The 15,788-nt window shown below is 68.5% G+C and carries 15 protein-coding genes; 5 read left to right on the top strand and 10 right to left on the bottom strand.

The annotated features are described in order from the left end of the window. Positions 1-80: 80 nt before the first annotated feature. From EX88_RS0114230 to rph, 9 genes are all read right to left on the bottom strand, one after another. Entirely contained in the window at positions 81-401 is a 321-nt protein-coding gene (locus EX88_RS0114230; RefSeq protein WP_031372657.1) for a low molecular weight protein tyrosine phosphatase family protein, read from the bottom strand. Between the two features lie 7 nt (positions 402-408). Beyond that, positions 409-1,779 carry a Xaa-Pro dipeptidase gene (gene pepQ, locus EX88_RS0114225; RefSeq protein ID WP_051885117.1) on the bottom strand — a complete coding sequence of 457 codons (1,371 nt, stop codon included), beginning with the start codon at positions 1,777-1,779 and terminating at the stop codon, positions 409-411. 160 nt (positions 1,780-1,939) lie between these two features. Continuing rightward, the gene (locus EX88_RS0114220; protein WP_031372655.1) at positions 1,940-2,290 is read right to left on the bottom strand and encodes a PilZ domain-containing protein; all 351 of its coding nucleotides are present in this window, start codon (positions 2,288-2,290) and stop codon (positions 1,940-1,942) included. A 10-nt stretch (positions 2,291-2,300) separates the two neighbouring features. Further along, positions 2,301-4,592, bottom strand: a complete 2,292-nt coding sequence (locus EX88_RS0114215; protein ID WP_051885116.1) for a DUF1631 family protein — start codon at positions 4,590-4,592, stop codon at positions 2,301-2,303. A gap of 254 nt (positions 4,593-4,846) precedes the next feature. Beyond that, complete coding sequence (hemW, locus tag EX88_RS0114210) at positions 4,847-6,022, bottom strand: radical SAM family heme chaperone HemW (protein WP_081930990.1); 1,176 nt, start codon at positions 6,020-6,022, stop codon at positions 4,847-4,849. A 53-nt stretch (positions 6,023-6,075) separates the two neighbouring features. Next, complete coding sequence (locus tag EX88_RS0114205) at positions 6,076-6,660, bottom strand: hypothetical protein (RefSeq protein WP_152566272.1); 585 nt, start codon at positions 6,658-6,660, stop codon at positions 6,076-6,078. Next, a complete protein-coding gene (gene rdgB, locus EX88_RS0114200) occupies positions 6,657-7,253 on the bottom strand; it encodes an RdgB/HAM1 family non-canonical purine NTP pyrophosphatase (protein WP_031372651.1) in 597 nt (198 codons plus the stop codon). Before rdgB ends, EX88_RS0114205 begins: the two co-directional genes overlap by 4 nt. Further along, positions 7,250-7,642 (bottom strand): VOC family protein, encoded by a 393-nt coding sequence (locus EX88_RS0114195; protein ID WP_031372650.1) that lies wholly within the window; start codon positions 7,640-7,642, stop codon positions 7,250-7,252. The genes rdgB and EX88_RS0114195 overlap by 4 nt, the downstream gene beginning before the upstream one ends. 740 nt (positions 7,643-8,382) lie before the next feature. Beyond that, the gene (rph, locus tag EX88_RS0114190) at positions 8,383-9,147 is read right to left on the bottom strand and encodes a ribonuclease PH (protein ID WP_051885115.1); all 765 of its coding nucleotides are present in this window, start codon (positions 9,145-9,147) and stop codon (positions 8,383-8,385) included. Positions 9,148-9,216: 69 nt separating this feature from the next. Here rph and EX88_RS0114185 point away from each other — a divergent pair, with 69 nt between their 5' ends. From EX88_RS0114185 to EX88_RS0114165, 5 genes are all read left to right on the top strand, one after another. Continuing rightward, a complete protein-coding gene (locus EX88_RS0114185; RefSeq protein ID WP_031372648.1) occupies positions 9,217-10,077 on the top strand; it encodes a YicC/YloC family endoribonuclease in 861 nt (286 codons plus the stop codon). A gap of 110 nt (positions 10,078-10,187) precedes the next feature. After that, entirely contained in the window at positions 10,188-10,808 is a 621-nt protein-coding gene (gene gmk / locus EX88_RS0114180) for a guanylate kinase (protein ID WP_031372647.1), read from the top strand. Positions 10,809-11,117: 309 nt separating this feature from the next. Further along, positions 11,118-11,417: a DNA-directed RNA polymerase subunit omega gene (gene rpoZ, locus EX88_RS0114175; protein WP_031372646.1), complete on the top strand. Its 300-nt coding sequence runs from the start codon at positions 11,118-11,120 to the stop codon at positions 11,415-11,417. Positions 11,418-11,755: 338 nt separating this feature from the next. After that, on the top strand, positions 11,756-13,936 hold the full coding sequence (locus EX88_RS0114170; protein ID WP_031372645.1) for a RelA/SpoT family protein: 2,181 nt from the start codon (positions 11,756-11,758) through the stop codon (positions 13,934-13,936). 156 nt (positions 13,937-14,092) lie between these two features. Then, positions 14,093-14,476, top strand: coding sequence for a RidA family protein (locus EX88_RS0114165; protein WP_031372644.1), 384 nt, complete (start codon positions 14,093-14,095; stop codon positions 14,474-14,476). Between the two features lie 206 nt (positions 14,477-14,682). Here EX88_RS0114165 and EX88_RS0114160 read toward each other — a convergent pair whose 3' ends face one another. Continuing rightward, positions 14,683-15,744: an AraC family transcriptional regulator gene (locus EX88_RS0114160; RefSeq protein ID WP_051885114.1), complete on the bottom strand. Its 1,062-nt coding sequence runs from the start codon at positions 15,742-15,744 to the stop codon at positions 14,683-14,685. Between the last annotated feature and the right edge of the window lie 44 nt (positions 15,745-15,788).

Here is a 15,788-nt window from a genome sequence, read left to right as displayed (position 1 = left end):
GGCAACGGCAACGGCAACGGCAACGGCAACGGCAACGGCAACGGCAACGGCAACGGGGCGCCGGGCCGGCAGCACACTCATCACAAATGCCGCGGCACCCGCGCCCGCAACAAGGCGACCAATTCCGGCGCCATGTACTCGTACTCGTCCGGAATATCCTGACAAACCACGCGCTTGCCGCGCAGCTGCGCCCGGAACTTGCGCTGCAGCTTGCTGCGCTGCGCCTTTTCCATCACGAAGATCAGCTCGGCCCACTCGACCTGTTCGGCGCCGAGCGGCTGCTCGGCGTCGTGATTGAGGCCGGCCGAGGCGACGTCGAGGCCGTCGCGCGCGGCGAATACCTGTTCGGCGGTCGGGCTGCGCAGTTTGTTCTGGCTGCAGACGAACAGGATGCGCCGCACGCGGGGGTCAGGCCGCTTCCGCGAAGCCGTCGCGGGTCAGGTTGACCGGCGCGGCGTCGGTGCAGACCACGTCGTCTTCGATGCGGATGCCGCCGAAGGGGCGGAACTGTTCGATGCGGTCCCAGTCGACGCTGCCGGCGTGTTCGCCCTGCTTGAGGCCGTCGAGCAACAAGTCGACGAAGTACAGGCCGGGTTCGATCGTCACCGCCATGCCGGCTTCGAGCACGCGGGTCATGCGCAGGTAGGGATGGCCGGCGGGCTTGTCGATGCGGCCGCCGCGGTCGGAGGCGGCGAAGCCGGCGACCTCGTGCACCTGCAGGCCGATGCCGTGGCCGATGCCGTGCGGGAAGAACACGCCGCTGACGCCGGTCGCCACCGCCGCTTCCGGCGAGACCTTGAGCACGCCGACGTCTTTGAGGATGCCGGCCAGGGCCAGGTGGGCGTCGAGGTGGATGCGTTTGTAGTCGGTACCGGCGCGGACCTGGTCGCACATCTTCCGCTGCGCGGCGTCGACGGCGTCGATCAGGGCCTGGAATTCGCCGCCGCCGTCGCTGGCGTAGGTGCGGGTGATGTCGCAGGCGTAGCCGTGGTGGCTGGCGCCGGCGTCGATCAGGAAGCTGCGCGATTGCGCCGGGGCTTCGCGATCGAGTTCCATGTAGTGCAGCACCGCGCCGTTCTGGTTGAGGGCAACGATGTTGCCGTAGGGCAGTTCGTTGGCGTCTTGGCGCGCGGCGCCGCAATAGGCGAGGTGGATGTCGAACTCGCTCTTGCCGGCGCGGAACGCGGCCTCGGCGGCGCGATGCGCGCGCACGCCCTTGCGCGTGGCTTCGCGCATCATCGCCACTTCGTACGGGGTCTTGTAGGCGCGGTGGTATTCGAGATAGTCGATGACCGCCGGCGGATTGTTCGGCACGAAGGCGCGGTCGCTGCCGGCGCCGAGCGCGCTCTGCGCTTCGCCGAGAATCGCGCAGCGGGCCGGGTCCTTGGGCAGGTGGGCCAGCGCTTGCTCGGGCTGGCGGATCACGATCACCTCGAAGTGATCGACCCACCAGCCGTTCGGCGCCTGCGGCACGACGTGCCAGTAGTCGAAGGGCTGCAGATAGATCAGCTTGGGCTTATGACCCGGCGTCGCTACCAGCCAACTGCCGGGGTTGCGGGTCAGCGGCACCCAGGCCTTGAACTGCGGGTTCACCGCATAGGGGTAATCGCGATCGTCGAAGACCTGGTAGTGCAAGGTGCCGCTCGGCACCACCAGGTGATCGAACCCGCCGCGTTCCAGCGCCTGCTCGCAGCGGCGCTGCAATTCGGCGAAGTGCTGCCGGTACAGGGCGTGGGTGTCGAGGGCGGACTGATCGGCGGTGCGGGCGGAAGCGTTCATTGCGGGCCTGGCCTGGAGGAAACCGGCCCATTTTGCCGTAATTCGCCGGGGCAGGATTTGCGCCGGCGGGGGGGCAGTACCTTCGCTTCGGCCCTCTCGCCTTGCATGGCCCACGCTCGCCGCAGGCGCGATAGGGAGAACAGCCTGGTGCGGGAACCGCTTACTCGTAGCTGCCGCCGGGCAGGTCCAGCCACTGGCGCAGGTGCTGCATGCCGTCTTCGGGCATGGCGATGAAACGGAAGCCGGTCCAGGTCTGGCCGGGCACGCTGGCGCGATCCTGCCACAGCAGGTGCGCGCCGACTTCGATCGGCGAGGTGTGCTGGGGGGCGTCGCGCAGGTTGAAGCGCAGTTGGTACAGCGCGTCGTCGACCAGCGGCGTGTTGGCGATCAGCATCATCCCGGTCTCGGACAAATTGCCCAGATGGCCGATCACGGTCTCGGTCATGGTGTCGACGACCTGCACCGTTTCGGCGAGTCGGCGACGACGGGTGCGGCGGAATTCTTCGTTCATAGGCCTGCTCTCATGCACCGGCCGGATCGGCCGGGCGTTTGCCGCCGAAACCGCGCAGCACGTCGAGCGCGGCATGCCAGGCGCGATCGACCAGGCGGCTGCGTTCTTCGACGACCACCCGCGCCTGGCCGCGCGCCATCATCCGGGCGAGGCTGTCCAGCGACTGTTCGCCGGCGCGCTGGCCGCGTTGATTGACGAACAAGGCGTTGTCGGTGACCGGGCTGAACCACGACAGGCGCCGACGCACTGCGTCGCCTTGTTGGTTCTGCACGAACTCGAACCAGGTGCCGAACGGCAGGCTGCGGATCTGTTCCCAACAGCGTTGTTCGTCGTCGTTGCGCGCGGGCAGGGTCGAGCGGGCCGGGCCTGCGTCTTCGCCGAGGCGGCTGCGCGAACGCAGTTTCATCGCAAGTTCGGTGCGCGAGGCGGCGTCGTCTTCGTGCGCGGGGCCGACCGTGAGCTGGCGCGAAATCGCGCGGGCGTCGTCGCCGTGATAGCCCACCTGGGTCAACGCGTGTTCGATGTCGGCGTCGAGCCCGCAGGGCATCGGCGCATCGGCGCCGGTGAGGTTGGCCGAGACGATCTGACGTGTCGTTTCCAACTGCCGCTGCCAGGCTTCGGACTCTTCGCCGTGGCGCAGCAGGGTCAGGGTGAGCACGTCGGCCCAGGCCTGGTTGAGCAGAGCCTGGACGAAGCGCGGCAGGCGCTGCTCGGCGGTGTGCTGCTCGATCGCCTCGCTGGCCAGGCGCTTGGCCATCTCGAGCTTTTCTTTGCCGCGCGCGGCCTCGACGTGGCGCCGTTCGGAAACTTCGGCCTTGCGCGCGAGGTTCTGCAACTGTTCCTGCAGCCGCAGGTTGGCGGTATCGAACACGTCGGCGCCGGTGTCGTAGTGCTCGACCACGTGGTCGACGGCCTGGCGCAGCGGCTCGTGCAATTGCGGGTCGACGTCTTCGCTCGGCGTCCAGCGCGCGCCGGCTTCGGCGACCGTGTTGAGCAACTGCAGCGCCGGATGCTCGGTTTGCTCGAGCAGGCTGCGGTCCCGCAGCGCGGCGTTCAGCAAGGGCGCCTGCAGGCGGTTGAGCAGGGTCGAGATGGTCGCGTCGCCGCGCAGGCGCTGCTCGATCTCGTCATAGAGCATGTCGAGCAGATCGAACACGTCGCCGTCGTCGCGCGACAGTGTGGCGACCGTGCCCGGCGGAGGCTCGCTGTGTTCCAGCAGCGACTGGCGCAGCTCGGCGATCTTGCGCAGCGGCTGCGGGCCGCGCGGCAGTTCGTCCTTGAGCCGGTTCAGCACCGACAACACTTCGGCGGTATCCATGGCCGCGCCCGGCACGGCGATGCCGCCGCGCGGACGCAGCTTGTCGACCAGTTCGCGGCGTTCGCCGAGCCATTGCTGCAGGGTCGCGAAATCGGTTGCGTCCGGTGCCCGCGCCACCGTTTGCTGGCCGGGCCAGGCGGTGTGCGGACGCTCGTCGCCGGGCCGTGCCGAGGGCGACGGCCCCGCCTGCGGACCGTGGTTCTTGTCGGGCGCCGGTTCGCGCCGCGGGGCGTCGACGGCCGCGGCTTCGCCCTGGGGCGTGGCGTTGGGGCGCGCGCGCAGCGGCACGAACGACAGGCCCGGCAGCACGTTTTCGCGTGCGAGCAGGGCGTTCATGGCCTCGACCATCTGCGCGTAGCCCAGCATCACCTGCTGGTCGAATACGCGGAACAGATCCAGGCGCGACTCCTGGCCGATCTGCAGGGGCAGGCAGACGTCGGCGAAGATCCGGATCAGGCGGTGCGGGCCGACCGGCAGGCGTTCGGCATCGAAGGCCGGCGCGCCGGCGAGCACGCCGAAGCGTTGGCCGAGCAGCAACAGGCCGAGGCCGGCGCGCGATTCGTGGCGGCTGGCGATGCTGCGCAGCACCGTGTTCTCGTCGATCTCGCTGTCGTCGACCAGGCGCAACTCGCTGAAATTGGGCACGACCGTCGCTTGCGAACGCGGCGCGACCGGCTGGCGCACACGGGTCAGCGCGGTTTCCAGCGCGACCAGATAGCGCGGGATCAGGTCGGCGCGGCGCAGCCGGACCAGGCGCAGGGTTTCCAGATAACCCGATTGCAGGCTCGGATTGCGGGCCTGGTCGGCCTGGCGGAACAGCTGCTGCTCGAACTCGGCGAGCATCCGTTCCAGTTGCGGCGCGGTTTCGTCGGAGATCAGGGCGTACAACTGCTCCAGCAATCGGCGCACGCGACGAGGCAGCGCGGCCGTGGCCAGGGTGGCCCGCGGCAGCGAGGCGTCCAGAGGATCAAACGTGGCGGACATGTGGATTCGGTACTGACGACCTCAAGATATAACCACGCCTCCCCGGCGCTCGCCAACTCGAAACGGTCCGACGACGACCGCGCGTGGGCGTGCAGCCGACAGGAGGCGGCCAATGGCACTAACGCGAACGACCCGCTCGGGCGGCCATAGGCGAGTGTCCACCGGGGCCGGTCGCGGGCTTGTGAGGCCCGGCATCTGCCGCGGCCCCCGGTTTGCGACCGGCGCAATTCGCTCAGTCGGTCATCGAGCGGCCCTCAGTCGGGCAGGAACAGCGCCACCACGTCGTTGGTGAAGCGGCGCCCCAGCTCGGTCGGACGAACCCGGTCGCCGTTTTGTTCCAGCCAGCCGGCGTCGAAGGCGGCCTGCAGTTGCGTGGCGATGGCGGCGCGGGCCAGGCCGGTGCGGGCCTCGTAGTCGGCCAGCGAGAAACCCTCGACCAGGCGCAGCACATTGAGCATGTATTCGAACGGCCGCCGCTCCGGCGCGATGCGGTCGTCGCCGCCGATCCCGGCTTCGGTGCCGGCCTTGGCCAGGTATTCGGTCGGGTGCTTGTGCTTCCAGCGCCGCAGGATGGCCTGCTCGGCGCCGAGGGTGATCTTGCCGTGGGCGCCGGCGCCGATGCCGAGGTAGTCGCCGTAGCGCCAATAATTGAGGTTGTGCGCGCAACGGCGCTGCGGCCGCGCATAGGCGCTGACCTCGTAATGCTCGTAGCCGCGCGCGGCGATCAAGGCCTGGCAGTGCTCCTGGATGTCCCAGGCGCTGTCCTCGTCGGGGATGCCCTGCGGCGGCCGCGCCGCGAACACGGTATTGGGTTCCAGGGTCAGCTGGTAATGCGAGAGGTGGGCCGGGTCGAGGGCGAAGGCCCGCTCCAGGTCGCGCTCGGCCATCGCCAGGGTCTGGCCGGGCAGGGCGTACATCAGGTCGAGGTTGAGGTTGTCGAAACCGGCGTCCTGCGCCAGCTTGACCGCAGCCTCGGCCTCCTGGCTGTCGTGGATGCGGCCCAGGCGCTGCAGGCAGCCGTCGTCGAAGCTCTGGATGCCGAAGCTGAGCCGATTCACCCCGGCGGCGCGATAGAGCTCGAAACGGCCGTGCTCGGCGGTGCCGGGGTTGGTTTCAAGAGTGATTTCGCAACCCGGCGCGAAGCGCAGGCGGGCGCTGGCGCCCTGCAGAAAGCGGTCGATGAACTCGGGCGGGAACAGGCTCGGGGTGCCGCCGCCGAAGAACACGCTGTGCACCGGCCGGCCCCAGACCAAGGGCAGGTCGTGCTCCAGGTCGGCCAGCAGGGCGTCGACGTAGGCGTCGTAGGGCAGGGCGCTGCCCTTGCCGCCCTTGTATTCGTGCGAGTTGAAATCGCAGTACGGGCATTTGCGCACGCACCAGGGCAGGTGGACGTACAGCGACAACGGCGGGGTGGTCAGGGTATCGCTCAAACAGCGCTCGACCGGACCCGAGGGCCCGGAAACAGTCGGAAGGGGCCGACAGCTTACCGGTCGCGCGTCGCGCCGTAGCGGGTGACGGCGAGCAGGGCGCGCAGATTGGCGTCGATGGCCACGTCCGGGCGGGCCTGGACGACCAGCCGCATGATCGTGGCCAGGGGCTCGGCGCTGCCGTCGCCGGAGGTTTCGCCGTCGAAAATGCTGGCGGTGTTCCAGCGCCGGTGCGGGGCCGGGGACAGGCGCAGTTCCAGGGTCGAGGTCAGGCGCAGGCGCCCGTCCTTGGCCCGGTGCAGGGACATGCCCACCACCTCGCCCGGGGCGAAGCGGCGGGTGCGATGGGCGGTGGTGATGTTGGCGTAGCCGATGGTGTGGCCGGGGCTGGCCTGCAGGCTGACCCGTTGGATGGCGGCCAGGGCGACCAGCCCGACCAGGGTCGCCAGCAGCCACAGCGCCAGCTCGATCTCCGAGCTGAAGCTGTTGGTCTGGTGGGTGCCGGCGCTGAGGCCGTCCTGGCGGATCCAGATCGCGATCGGCATCGCCAGCAGGTACAGCACGGCCACCGACAGCACGGTGTGGCCGCCGGTGCGAAAGGCGCGTCGGGGCGGAGCGGCGGCGCGCATCATCCGGTTCACCTGGCGACCTCCGGCAGGCGCTCGCGCAGCGCCGCCAGGGCGCGGGCGCGGTGGCTGACACGGTTCTTGAGGGCGTCGTCGATCTCGCCGGCGGACACGTCGTACTCGGTGTCGTAGAACACCGGCTGGTAGCCGAAACCGCGTTCGCCCTGGCGTTGGTGCAGGATGCGGCCGTGCCAGATGCCTTCGGCGATGACCGGGCGCGGGTCGCCGGCATGGCGCAGCAGCACGATCACGGCATAGAAGTGCGCGCCGCGCTGGGCGTCCGGTACGTCCTTGAGGGCGGCGAGCAGTTTGTCGATATTGGCCTGGGCATCGCCGTGCTGGCCGGCGTAGCGGGCCGAGTACAGGCCGGGGGCGCCGCCGAGCGCGTCGACGCAGATGCCGGAATCGTCGGCCAGCGCCGGCAGCCCGGTGACCGCGGCCGCATGACGGGCCTTGAGCAGCGCATTCTCGACGAACGTACTGCCGGTTTCCTCGATGTCCTCGACCCCCAGATCCGTTTGCGCCACCAGTTCGATGCCGGTGTCGCCGAGCAGGTCGCGCAGTTCCGCCAGCTTCCCGGCGTTGCTGCTGGCCAGCACTAATCTCATGCTTTCAGTTCCAGCAAATCCCAGCGATTACCGTACAGGTCTTCGAACACGGCGACCGTGCCGTAGGTCTCGACGCGCGGAGTTTCCATGAAGCGCACGCCGTGCCCGACCATCGCCGCGTGGTCGCGCCAGAAGTCGTCGGTGTGCAGGAAAAAACCGACCCGGCCGCCGGTCTGGTTGCCGATGCGCGAGCCTTGTTCCTCGCCGACGGCCTGGGCCAGCAACAGCGCGGTCTGGGCGCCGCCGGCGGGCGCGACCCGGACCCAGCGTTTGCCGCCGCCCTGGTCGACGTCCTCGAGCAGGACGAACCCCAGTGCCTGGGTGTAGTAAGCGATGGCTTCGTCGTAATCGGCGACGACGAGGGCGATGCTGCCGATGCTGCGATTCATGGCGGACCTTGCTGAGGGGCCGTCGCCATCGCCTTCGGTAGGAGGGCGGGCGAAGCCGGCCGAATGGAGGGGAGGGAGGACGCGACGGTCCGGCAGAAAGCACATTCCCTGGCCGTCGCGATGATGCGCGTGCCCGAGCGTGTCGCCATCGAGCCCGCTGCAGATTGGCACGCCGCCGCCGTTATACGAAGCCCGGCTTCGTGCATCCGTGAAGGGTTTCGTGGTTCTGGTGGCATGCTCGTGCTTGAACTGCATGTACGGCGACGCGATGCGCGTCGAGCGTACGCGTAGCGTTCAGTTCGATGCTGCGGGTGTGTCTTCAGCGCTGCGCGTATATCGCGTGTTGATTCGTTGGATATCGATCAAGCGCATTGCGCCTGATGCGCGACGGGTAGCGCACAGTCTTTGCCCGTGCGGTGCGGTGCGGTGCGGTGCGCGGTCGTGGCGTGCATTCGTCGGCAATCGCCATCGCCGGAGAAGGTCGGCACTCGTCTCGATCGGTGCCCACGCTCGGCGCGACCGCCGAAAGTCAGGGGAAATCCGATGGTTTTCGGCTTTCGCCGCGAGCGCAAGACCGGCGCGGATGCCGCGAGCGGATGGGTGCAGGAAGGGCTCGCAGTGCTGTCCCGTCGCGCCGGAACGACGGGCGTGTCGCAGCGAGAGGCCAGCACGCGAGCGGAAGAGCGAAACGATGACAGCGGCTTCGAGTCCGCATCGGGACTCGAAGCCGTTCGCGGCGATCAGACCGCCAGCGCCTCGCGCTGCTTGAGGATCAGCTCGGCGATGCCGGCTTCGGCCAGGGCCAGCAAGCCGTCGAGCTCTTCGCGGCGGAAGGCGTGGCCTTCGGCGGTGCCCTGCAGCTCGATGAAACCGCCGCCGTCGTTCATGACCACGTTCATGTCGGTGTCGCAATCGCTGTCTTCTGCGTAATCCAGATCCAGCACCGGCACGCCGCGGTAGACGCCGACCGAGACCGCGGCGACCGCGCCGAAAATCGGGTCGCGGGCGATCTCGCGGCGCGACTGCAGCCAGCGCACCGCGTCGACCAGGGCCACGTAGGCGCCGGTGATGGCCGCGGTGCGGGTGCCGCCGTCGGCCTGCAGGACGTCGCAGTCCAGGGTGATGGTGCGCTCGCCGAGCGCCTTGCGGTCGATGCAGGCGCGCAGGGCGCGGCCGATCAGGCGCTGGATTTCCAGGGTGCGGCCGCCTTGCTTGCCGCGTGCGGCCTCGCGATCGCTGCGGGTGTGGGTCGCGCGCGGCAACATGCCGTATTCGGCCGTAACCCAGCCTTCGCCCTTGCCGCGCAGGAACGAGGGCACCTTGTTTTCGACGCTGGCGGTGCACAGCACCCGGGTCTCGCCGAAGCTGACCAGCACCGAGCCCTCGGCGTGGCGGGTGAAGCTGCGCTCGATGCGGACTTCGCGCATTTGGCCCGCGGTACGGCCGCTGGGACGGGCGAGGGGGCCGGTCGGGGCCTCGTTGGGGGCGGCGTTGGGACCGGTCATGGGCGCGAAGTTACCGTTTTGATGGCCGGCGAGTTTACCATTCGCTCCCTGTAGGCTTGGGATTCGCGAATGATTCGCAGCATGACTGCCTTCGCCAGCGGCGAACGCGTGACACCCTGGGGCACGCTCGGCTGCGAGTTGCGCTCGGTCAACCATCGTTTCCTCGAGCTCGGGGTGCGCCTGGCCGACGAGCTGCGCGTGCTCGAACCGGCCCTGCGCGAGCGCATTTCCGCGCGCATCAGCCGCGGCAAGCTCGACCTGACCCTGCGCCTGCGCGCGCCGGAAGGCGGCGACGCGCTGCAGCTCAACCCGACCCGGCTGCGCGAACTCAGCGATCTGGCGATCGACCTGTCGGCACGGTTCCCGGCGCTGCGCACCGAATTCACCGATCTGCTGCAGTTCCCCGGCGTGCTGCAGGCGCCGAGCACCGATCCGGCCGAATTGCAGGCTGCGGCGCTGGCGCTGCTGGACAGCGTGCTCGACGAATTCGTCGCCGCGCGCGAACGCGAAGGCGGCAAGCTCGCGACCGTCATCGGCGAGCGTGTCGACGGCATCGCCGCGATCGCCGCCGAGGTGCGCACGCTGATGCCGGCGATCCGCACCGGCCAGCGCGCCAAGCTCGAGGCGCGGCTCGCCGATCTGGCCCAGCCGGCCGACAACGGCCGCGTCGAGCAGGAGCTCGTGCTGTGGCTGCAGAAGCTCGATGTCGACGAAGAACTCGACCGTCTCGATTCGCACGTGGTCGAAGCGCGGCGCGTGCTCAAGCTGCGCGAAGCGGTCGGCCGCCGCCTCGATTTCCTGCTCCAGGAATTCAATCGCGAAGCCAACACCCTGGGCTCCAAGTCGGTCGACGCGCGCAGCTCGGCGGCCGCGGTCGAACTCAAGGTGCTGATCGACCAGGTCCGCGAGCAGATCCAGAACATCGAGTAGCCGGGAATAGAAAATAGGGAATAGGGAATCGAAAAAAGCGGCGATCGTCGCCTGGTTCGATTCTCTCTTCTCACCTGTTCACGATTCCCCATTCCCCATTCCCGAGACTTATGCGCGGAACCCTTTACATCGTCGCGGCCCCGTCCGGGGCCGGAAAATCCAGCATCGTCAACGCCGTGCTGGCGCGCGATCCCAACATCCGCCTGTCGATCTCGTTCACCTCGCGCCAGCCGCGTCCGGGCGAGCGCCACGCCGAGCACTACCACTTCGTCAGCGCGCAGGAATTCGAGGCGATGGTCGAGGCCGGCGATTTCTTCGAATACGCCCGCGTCCACGGCGACTGGAAAGGCTCGGCGCGCCAGTCGGTCGAGCCCTTCCTGGCCGCCGGCAAGGACGTGCTGCTGGAAATCGACTGGCAGGGCGCGCGCCAGGTCCGGTCCAAGGTGCCGGATGCGGTCAGCGTGTTCATCCTGCCGCCGTCGCGGCAGGCGCTGGAGTCGCGGATGCGCACGCGCGGCCAGGACAGCGAGGCGACGATCCGCCAGCGCCTGGACGCCGCACGCGAGGAAATGTCGCATTACGGCGAGTTCGACTACGTCATCGTCAACGAAGTGTTCGACACCGCGGTCGAGGAAATGTGCGCGATCTTCCTGGCCAGCCGCTTGCGTCGCGAACCGCAGGTCGCCCGCCATTCCCGCCTGATCACCGCGTTGCTGGCCGAGGAGGGCTGAGGGCCGGGAATCGGGAATCGGGAGTCGGAGTCCGGAGTCGGCGCTCGGAATCGAACCCCGGCGAGACTCGCGTCCCTCCAAGCCCGCCGCCTCCGCCTTTCCCCCCTTTGAAAAAGGGGGGCAGGGGGGATTTGCTCTTGGCCGTTCCCATCCCCCGTGCAAAGCCATCGTCACGAACCCCGATCCCGCCCGTATCTGTCTGATTCATAAGAGCTTGGTGCAGGAAACCTTGCCCCGGCCCGGCAAGCGGTCTAAACTCCCCGGTCCCCAACCGCTTGTAAAGACGGCCCACCGGCCGCCAGGAGCCCCATGGCCCGCATTACCGTCGAAGATTGCCTGGAAGTGGTCGATAACCGCTTCGAACTCGTCATGTTGGCCGCCAAGCGTGCGCGTCAGCTGGCCAACGGCGTCGAGCCGCAGCTGGACAACAGCGAAGCCAACGACAAGCCCACCGTGCTGGCACTGCGCGAAATCGCCGCGCGCCAGATCAACCCCGAATACATCGATGCGGTCGAAAAGGCCGAGCGCGAGCGCAAAGAGCGCGAAGCCCTGGAATGGGCCGCCGCCGAAGTGGTCGCCGACGACGATCTGTCGAAGAGCGACGACTGAGTGCATCCGGCCCCGCGCTCCGGCGCGGGGAGTCGATTGCGGCCCCGCCTTGGCGGGGCCGCTACGTTTACGGCTCCGCCCAGGCGGGGCCGTTTTCGTTTGTGCCGCCGCCGCGGGACGCTCGACGCCGTGCGCCTGGCCGCGCCGGCCGCGAGCGCGATCACGCGCCAGCCGCGGTATTCGCCGCCTTCCGACTGCGACCGTTGGCGCATTCCTGAACGAATGTCTCGTCCTTGCGCCGCAATCGGGGCCCGCCGCTTGCCTGCGCTGCCTGCGTGCCGCACCCAATATCAATGGATGCGTTGCACCTTGAGCCATCGCCCGCGTAAATTTCCGTTATGACCCCTGCCGAGCCCGCGCTGAGCACCTATCCCGCCGTTCTGGACGACACGGAGCTGCCGGACTATGTGCGCGAGCTCGAACTGGCCGCGCACTACCTGCCCGAAGCGCAACGCCTGCAACTGCGTCGCGCCTGGTCGGTCGGCGCCGCCGCGCACGTGGGCCAGACCCGCAAGTCGGGCGAGCCTTACATCACCCATCCGGTCGCGGTCGCCAAGGTGCTGGCCGAGCAGGGCCTGGACGTCGAGACCCTGGTTGCGGCGATCCTGCACGACACCATCGAAGACACCCCGCTGACCCGCGAATGCCTGGCGACCGAATTCGGGCCGACCGTGGCCGAACTCGTCGACGGCGTCACCAAGCTCGACAAGCTGCAGTTCCGCGATCGCCAGGAAGCGGCGGCCGAGAGCTTCCGCAAGATGCTGCTGGCGATGGCGCGCGACCTACGCGTGATCCTGATCAAGCTCGCCGACCGTCTGCACAACATGCGCACGCTCGGCGCGCAGAGCGCCGAGGCGCGCGAACGCATCGCCCGCGAGACGCTGGAGATCTACGCGCCCATCGCCCAGCGCCTGGGCATGAATTTGATCAAGGCCGAGCTGCAGGACCTGGGTTTCCGCGCCCTGCATCCCTGGCGCCACGCGGTCATCGAAAAACGCATCCGCACCCAGCCGGTGGTGCGGCGCGAGTCGCTGGTCCAGATCGAAGCGCATCTGGCCCAGCGCCTGGCGAAGGAGAAACTTCAACACCGCTTGATCAGCCGGGTGAAATCGCCGTGGAGCATCTACATGAAGATGCACCACGAGCATAAGAGCTTCAACCAGGTCATGGACGTGTTCGGTTTCCGCGTCGTCGTGCGCAGCGTGCCGGACTGTTACCACGCCCTCGGCGTGGTGCATTCGGCCTACAAACCGCTGGATGCGCGCTTCCGCGATTTCATCGCCATCCCCAAGGCCAACGGTTACCAGTCGCTGCACACGGTGTTGTTCGGCCCCTACGGCTCGCCCGTGGAAGTGCAGATCCGCACCGAGGACATGGACCTGATCGCCGAGCGCGGCATCGCCGCGCACTGGTCGTACAAACACGGCGGCGAAGGTCCGAACAGCGCGCAGTCGCGCGCGCACAGCTGGATCGCCAGCCTGGTCGAGTCGCAGCGTTCGACCGGCTCGTCGCTGGAATTCCTCGAAAACGTCAAGGTCGACCTGTTCCCGGACGAGGTCTACCTGTTCACGCCGAAGGGCGACATCATGTCGCTGCCGCGTAATTCGACCGCGCTGGATTTCGCCTACGCAGTGCACACCGACGTCGGCAATCGCGCGGTCGCCGCGCGCGTCGACGGCAAGCTGGTGCCGTTGCGCACCAAGCTGGCCAGCGGCCAGCGCGTAGAGATCATCACCGCCAAGTCGTCGACGCCGAAGCCGCAGTGGCTGGAGTTCGTCGTCTCGGGCAAGGCGCGCACCTCGATCCGCCAGCAGCTCAAGCAGCTCGAACACGAGGATGCGGTCCAGCTCGGCCACCGCATGCTCGACCGCGCGCTGGAAGTGCTGGAGACCTCGCTGGACCGCACTCCGGCGCTGCGCCTGGAAAGCTATCTCGCCGAGTATCGCTATCCGCGCCTGGAGGCCTTGCTGGCCGATATCGCCCTGGGCAACCGCATGCCGAACCAGGTCGCCCTGGCGCTGGCGCGCGAAGTGCCGGGCAAGACCCGCGGCCGCGCGATCGACCGCCCGCGCCTGCCCGAGGACAAGATCCTGATCACCGGCGCCGAGCGCGGCGTGATCAGTTTCGCCAACTGTTGCCTGCCGTTGCCGGGCGACGAAATCATGGGCTACCACACCGCCGGCAAGGGCATCGTGGTCCATCGCCTGGACTGCCCGAACGTCGCCGACTATCGCAAGTCGCCGGACCGCTGGGTCGCGATCGGCTGGGACCGCCAGGTGTCCGGCGACTTCGCCGCCGCGCTGCGCATCGAAGTCGACAACCGCCCCGGCTCGCTGGCCCAGGTCGCCGCGGCGATCGCCGAGGCCGAATCCAACATCGACCGCGTCGAATATCTGGAGCGCGACGCCAACATCGCGATCATGCGTTTCGCCATCGAAGTCAGCGATCGTCGCCATCTGGCCGACGTCATGCGCCGCGTGCGCAGGCTGGCGGTGGTGCTGGGCGTGCAGCGGATGTAGGTGCGGCGGCTTTGCCGCCGCCGCCGGGAATCGGGAATGGGGAGTTGGGAATCGCAAGGCCCAGACGGACCGCCTCGCTTTTACGATTCCCGACTCCCCATTCCCGATTCCCGGCTTTAAGATCCCGACTCCCCATTCCCGATTCCCGGCCCCCAAATGTCTCGCGAAATCATCCACACCGACCAAGCTCCGGCCGCCATCGGCCCGTACTCGCAGGCCGTGCGCGTCGGCGATACGGTCTATCTTTCGGGCCAGATCCCGCTCGACCCGGCCAGCGGCCTGGTCATCGAGGGCGACATCGAAGCCCAGGCGCATCGCGCGTTCCGCAATCTGCAGGCGGTCTGCGAAGCCGCGGGCGGCTCGCTCGCCGACATCGCCCGCCTGGGCCTGTTCCTCACCGACCTCGGCGCGTTCGGCAAGGTCAACGCGGTGATGGGCGAGTACTTCAACCCGCCGTATCCGGCGCGCTCGACCGTCGAAGTGTCGGCACTGCCGCGCGGCGTGGCGTTCGAAGTCGATGCGGTGATGGTGCTGCGCTAAACCGCGGCGCCCGGTGTTTCCAGCAACGGCCGCCCCGTCACGAGGCGGCCGTTTGCGTTTGCGCCGGCATGGTCAGGGCATGAACTCCAGAGTAGGAACTGCGCGAGCTGCGACCGCGAATCCGCAATAGCGACGAGCCTTGACCGGGCGACGCAAGCTCGCAAATCATCGCCCCGATTCCCGATTCCCGATTCCCGAGCCAAGCCCTACCTGCGCTCGCGCGCAATCTCGGCCAACAAGCGTTCGCGCAGCGCGCGCGGGGTTTCGCCGGTCAGGCGCTTGAAGGCGCGGCGGAAATCGCGCGGGTCCTTGTAGCCGATGGCGGCGCCGACGCTGGCGATGGTGAGATTGCGTTCGCGCAGCAGCGCATAGGCGAGGTCGATGCGCAGACGGTCGTGGATCTCGTGGAAGCTGGTGCCTTCGCCGGTCAGTTGCCGGCGCAGGGTGCGCTCGCTGACGTGCAATTGCGCGGCGATGCCGGCGAGCTTGGGGTCCTGCGGCAATTGCGCGCGCAGCAGGCGCTCGACCGCGGCGGTGACCTCGCCGGGCACCGCGCCTTCCGGCATCTGCGCCTCGCACAGGGCCAGCACCTGGCGCGAGGCGATCGGGTTGTGGGTCGGCAGCGGCGCCGCCAGCCATTGCGCGTCGAGCACCAGCCGGTTCTGCGGTTGTTCGAACGCGACCGGGCAGTCGAACACGTCGCGATAGTGAGAGGCGTAGTCCGGCGCGGGATAACTGAACTCGATGCGCAAGGGCCGCAGGCCTTCGCCGACCAAACCGCGGGCGAGGGCGAGGCAACTGCTGAAGAACTCCTCGCAGACGAAACGGTGGATCGAGGGATAGGTCAGGGTCATTTGCCCGGCCAGGGCGACCGTGCCGGATTCCGAGGCGCTTTCGACGAAACGCATCAGGCTGCCGACCACCGGAGTGAAGCGCAGGCCGATCTGCAGGGCCTCGCCGAAGGTCGCCGCGGTCGTCATCGCCAGGCCGAGCAGGCCGAAGTTGCCGACATGCTGGCTGCGGCCGATGTCCAGGCCGATGGTGTCGGGCAGCACGCGCAGGGCGCGGTCGATCACGATCGCGGTCGGCCGGTTGGGCAGGCGCACGCCCGGGTCGCTGACCTGGGCGCGGCTCAGGCCGGTGCCGGCGAACCAATCGTCGCTGGGCGCGCCGATCCGGTCCGCGGTCTCGAGCAAGCCCCACAGCAGGTTCGGCGACATCAAGGCGATGTCGGATTTGGCGCTGTCCTGGTCGGATGGCTGACGCATCGCCCCTCACGATCGTGGCCGCACGGTTGACCGCTAATGCCCCC

Origin of the sequence: Lysobacter antibioticus (genome assembly GCF_000731095.1) — a bacterium.
In the GTDB taxonomy this organism is placed as follows: Bacteria; Pseudomonadota; Gammaproteobacteria; order Xanthomonadales; family Xanthomonadaceae; genus Lysobacter; species Lysobacter antibioticus_B.
This window is presented reverse-complemented; position numbering and strand designations above follow the sequence as displayed.

What these genes read in the sequence shown, in the direction of transcription:
- pepQ (WP_051885117.1), bottom strand. Translation starts at nt 1,779, where the DNA reads ATGAACGCTTCCGCCCGCACCGCCGATCAGTCCGCCCTCGACACCCAC.
- EX88_RS0114220 (WP_031372655.1), bottom strand. Translation starts at nt 2,290, where the DNA reads ATGAACGAAGAATTCCGCCGCACCCGTCGTCGCCGACTCGCCGAAACG.
- EX88_RS0114215 (WP_051885116.1), bottom strand. Translation starts at nt 4,592, where the DNA reads ATGTCCGCCACGTTTGATCCTCTGGACGCCTCGCTGCCGCGGGCCACC.
- rdgB (WP_031372651.1), bottom strand. Translation starts at nt 7,253, where the DNA reads ATGAGATTAGTGCTGGCCAGCAGCAACGCCGGGAAGCTGGCGGAACTG.
- EX88_RS0114195 (WP_031372650.1), bottom strand. Translation starts at nt 7,642, where the DNA reads ATGAATCGCAGCATCGGCAGCATCGCCCTCGTCGTCGCCGATTACGAC.
- rph (WP_051885115.1), bottom strand. Translation starts at nt 9,147, where the DNA reads ATGACCGGTCCCAACGCCGCCCCCAACGAGGCCCCGACCGGCCCCCTC.
- EX88_RS0114185 (WP_031372648.1), top strand. Translation starts at nt 9,217, where the DNA reads ATGATTCGCAGCATGACTGCCTTCGCCAGCGGCGAACGCGTGACACCC.
- gmk (WP_031372647.1), top strand. Translation starts at nt 10,188, where the DNA reads ATGCGCGGAACCCTTTACATCGTCGCGGCCCCGTCCGGGGCCGGAAAA.
- rpoZ (WP_031372646.1), top strand. Translation starts at nt 11,118, where the DNA reads ATGGCCCGCATTACCGTCGAAGATTGCCTGGAAGTGGTCGATAACCGC.
- EX88_RS0114170 (WP_031372645.1), top strand. Translation starts at nt 11,756, where the DNA reads ATGACCCCTGCCGAGCCCGCGCTGAGCACCTATCCCGCCGTTCTGGAC.
- EX88_RS0114165 (WP_031372644.1), top strand. Translation starts at nt 14,093, where the DNA reads ATGTCTCGCGAAATCATCCACACCGACCAAGCTCCGGCCGCCATCGGC.
- EX88_RS0114160 (WP_051885114.1), bottom strand. Translation starts at nt 15,744, where the DNA reads ATGCGTCAGCCATCCGACCAGGACAGCGCCAAATCCGACATCGCCTTG.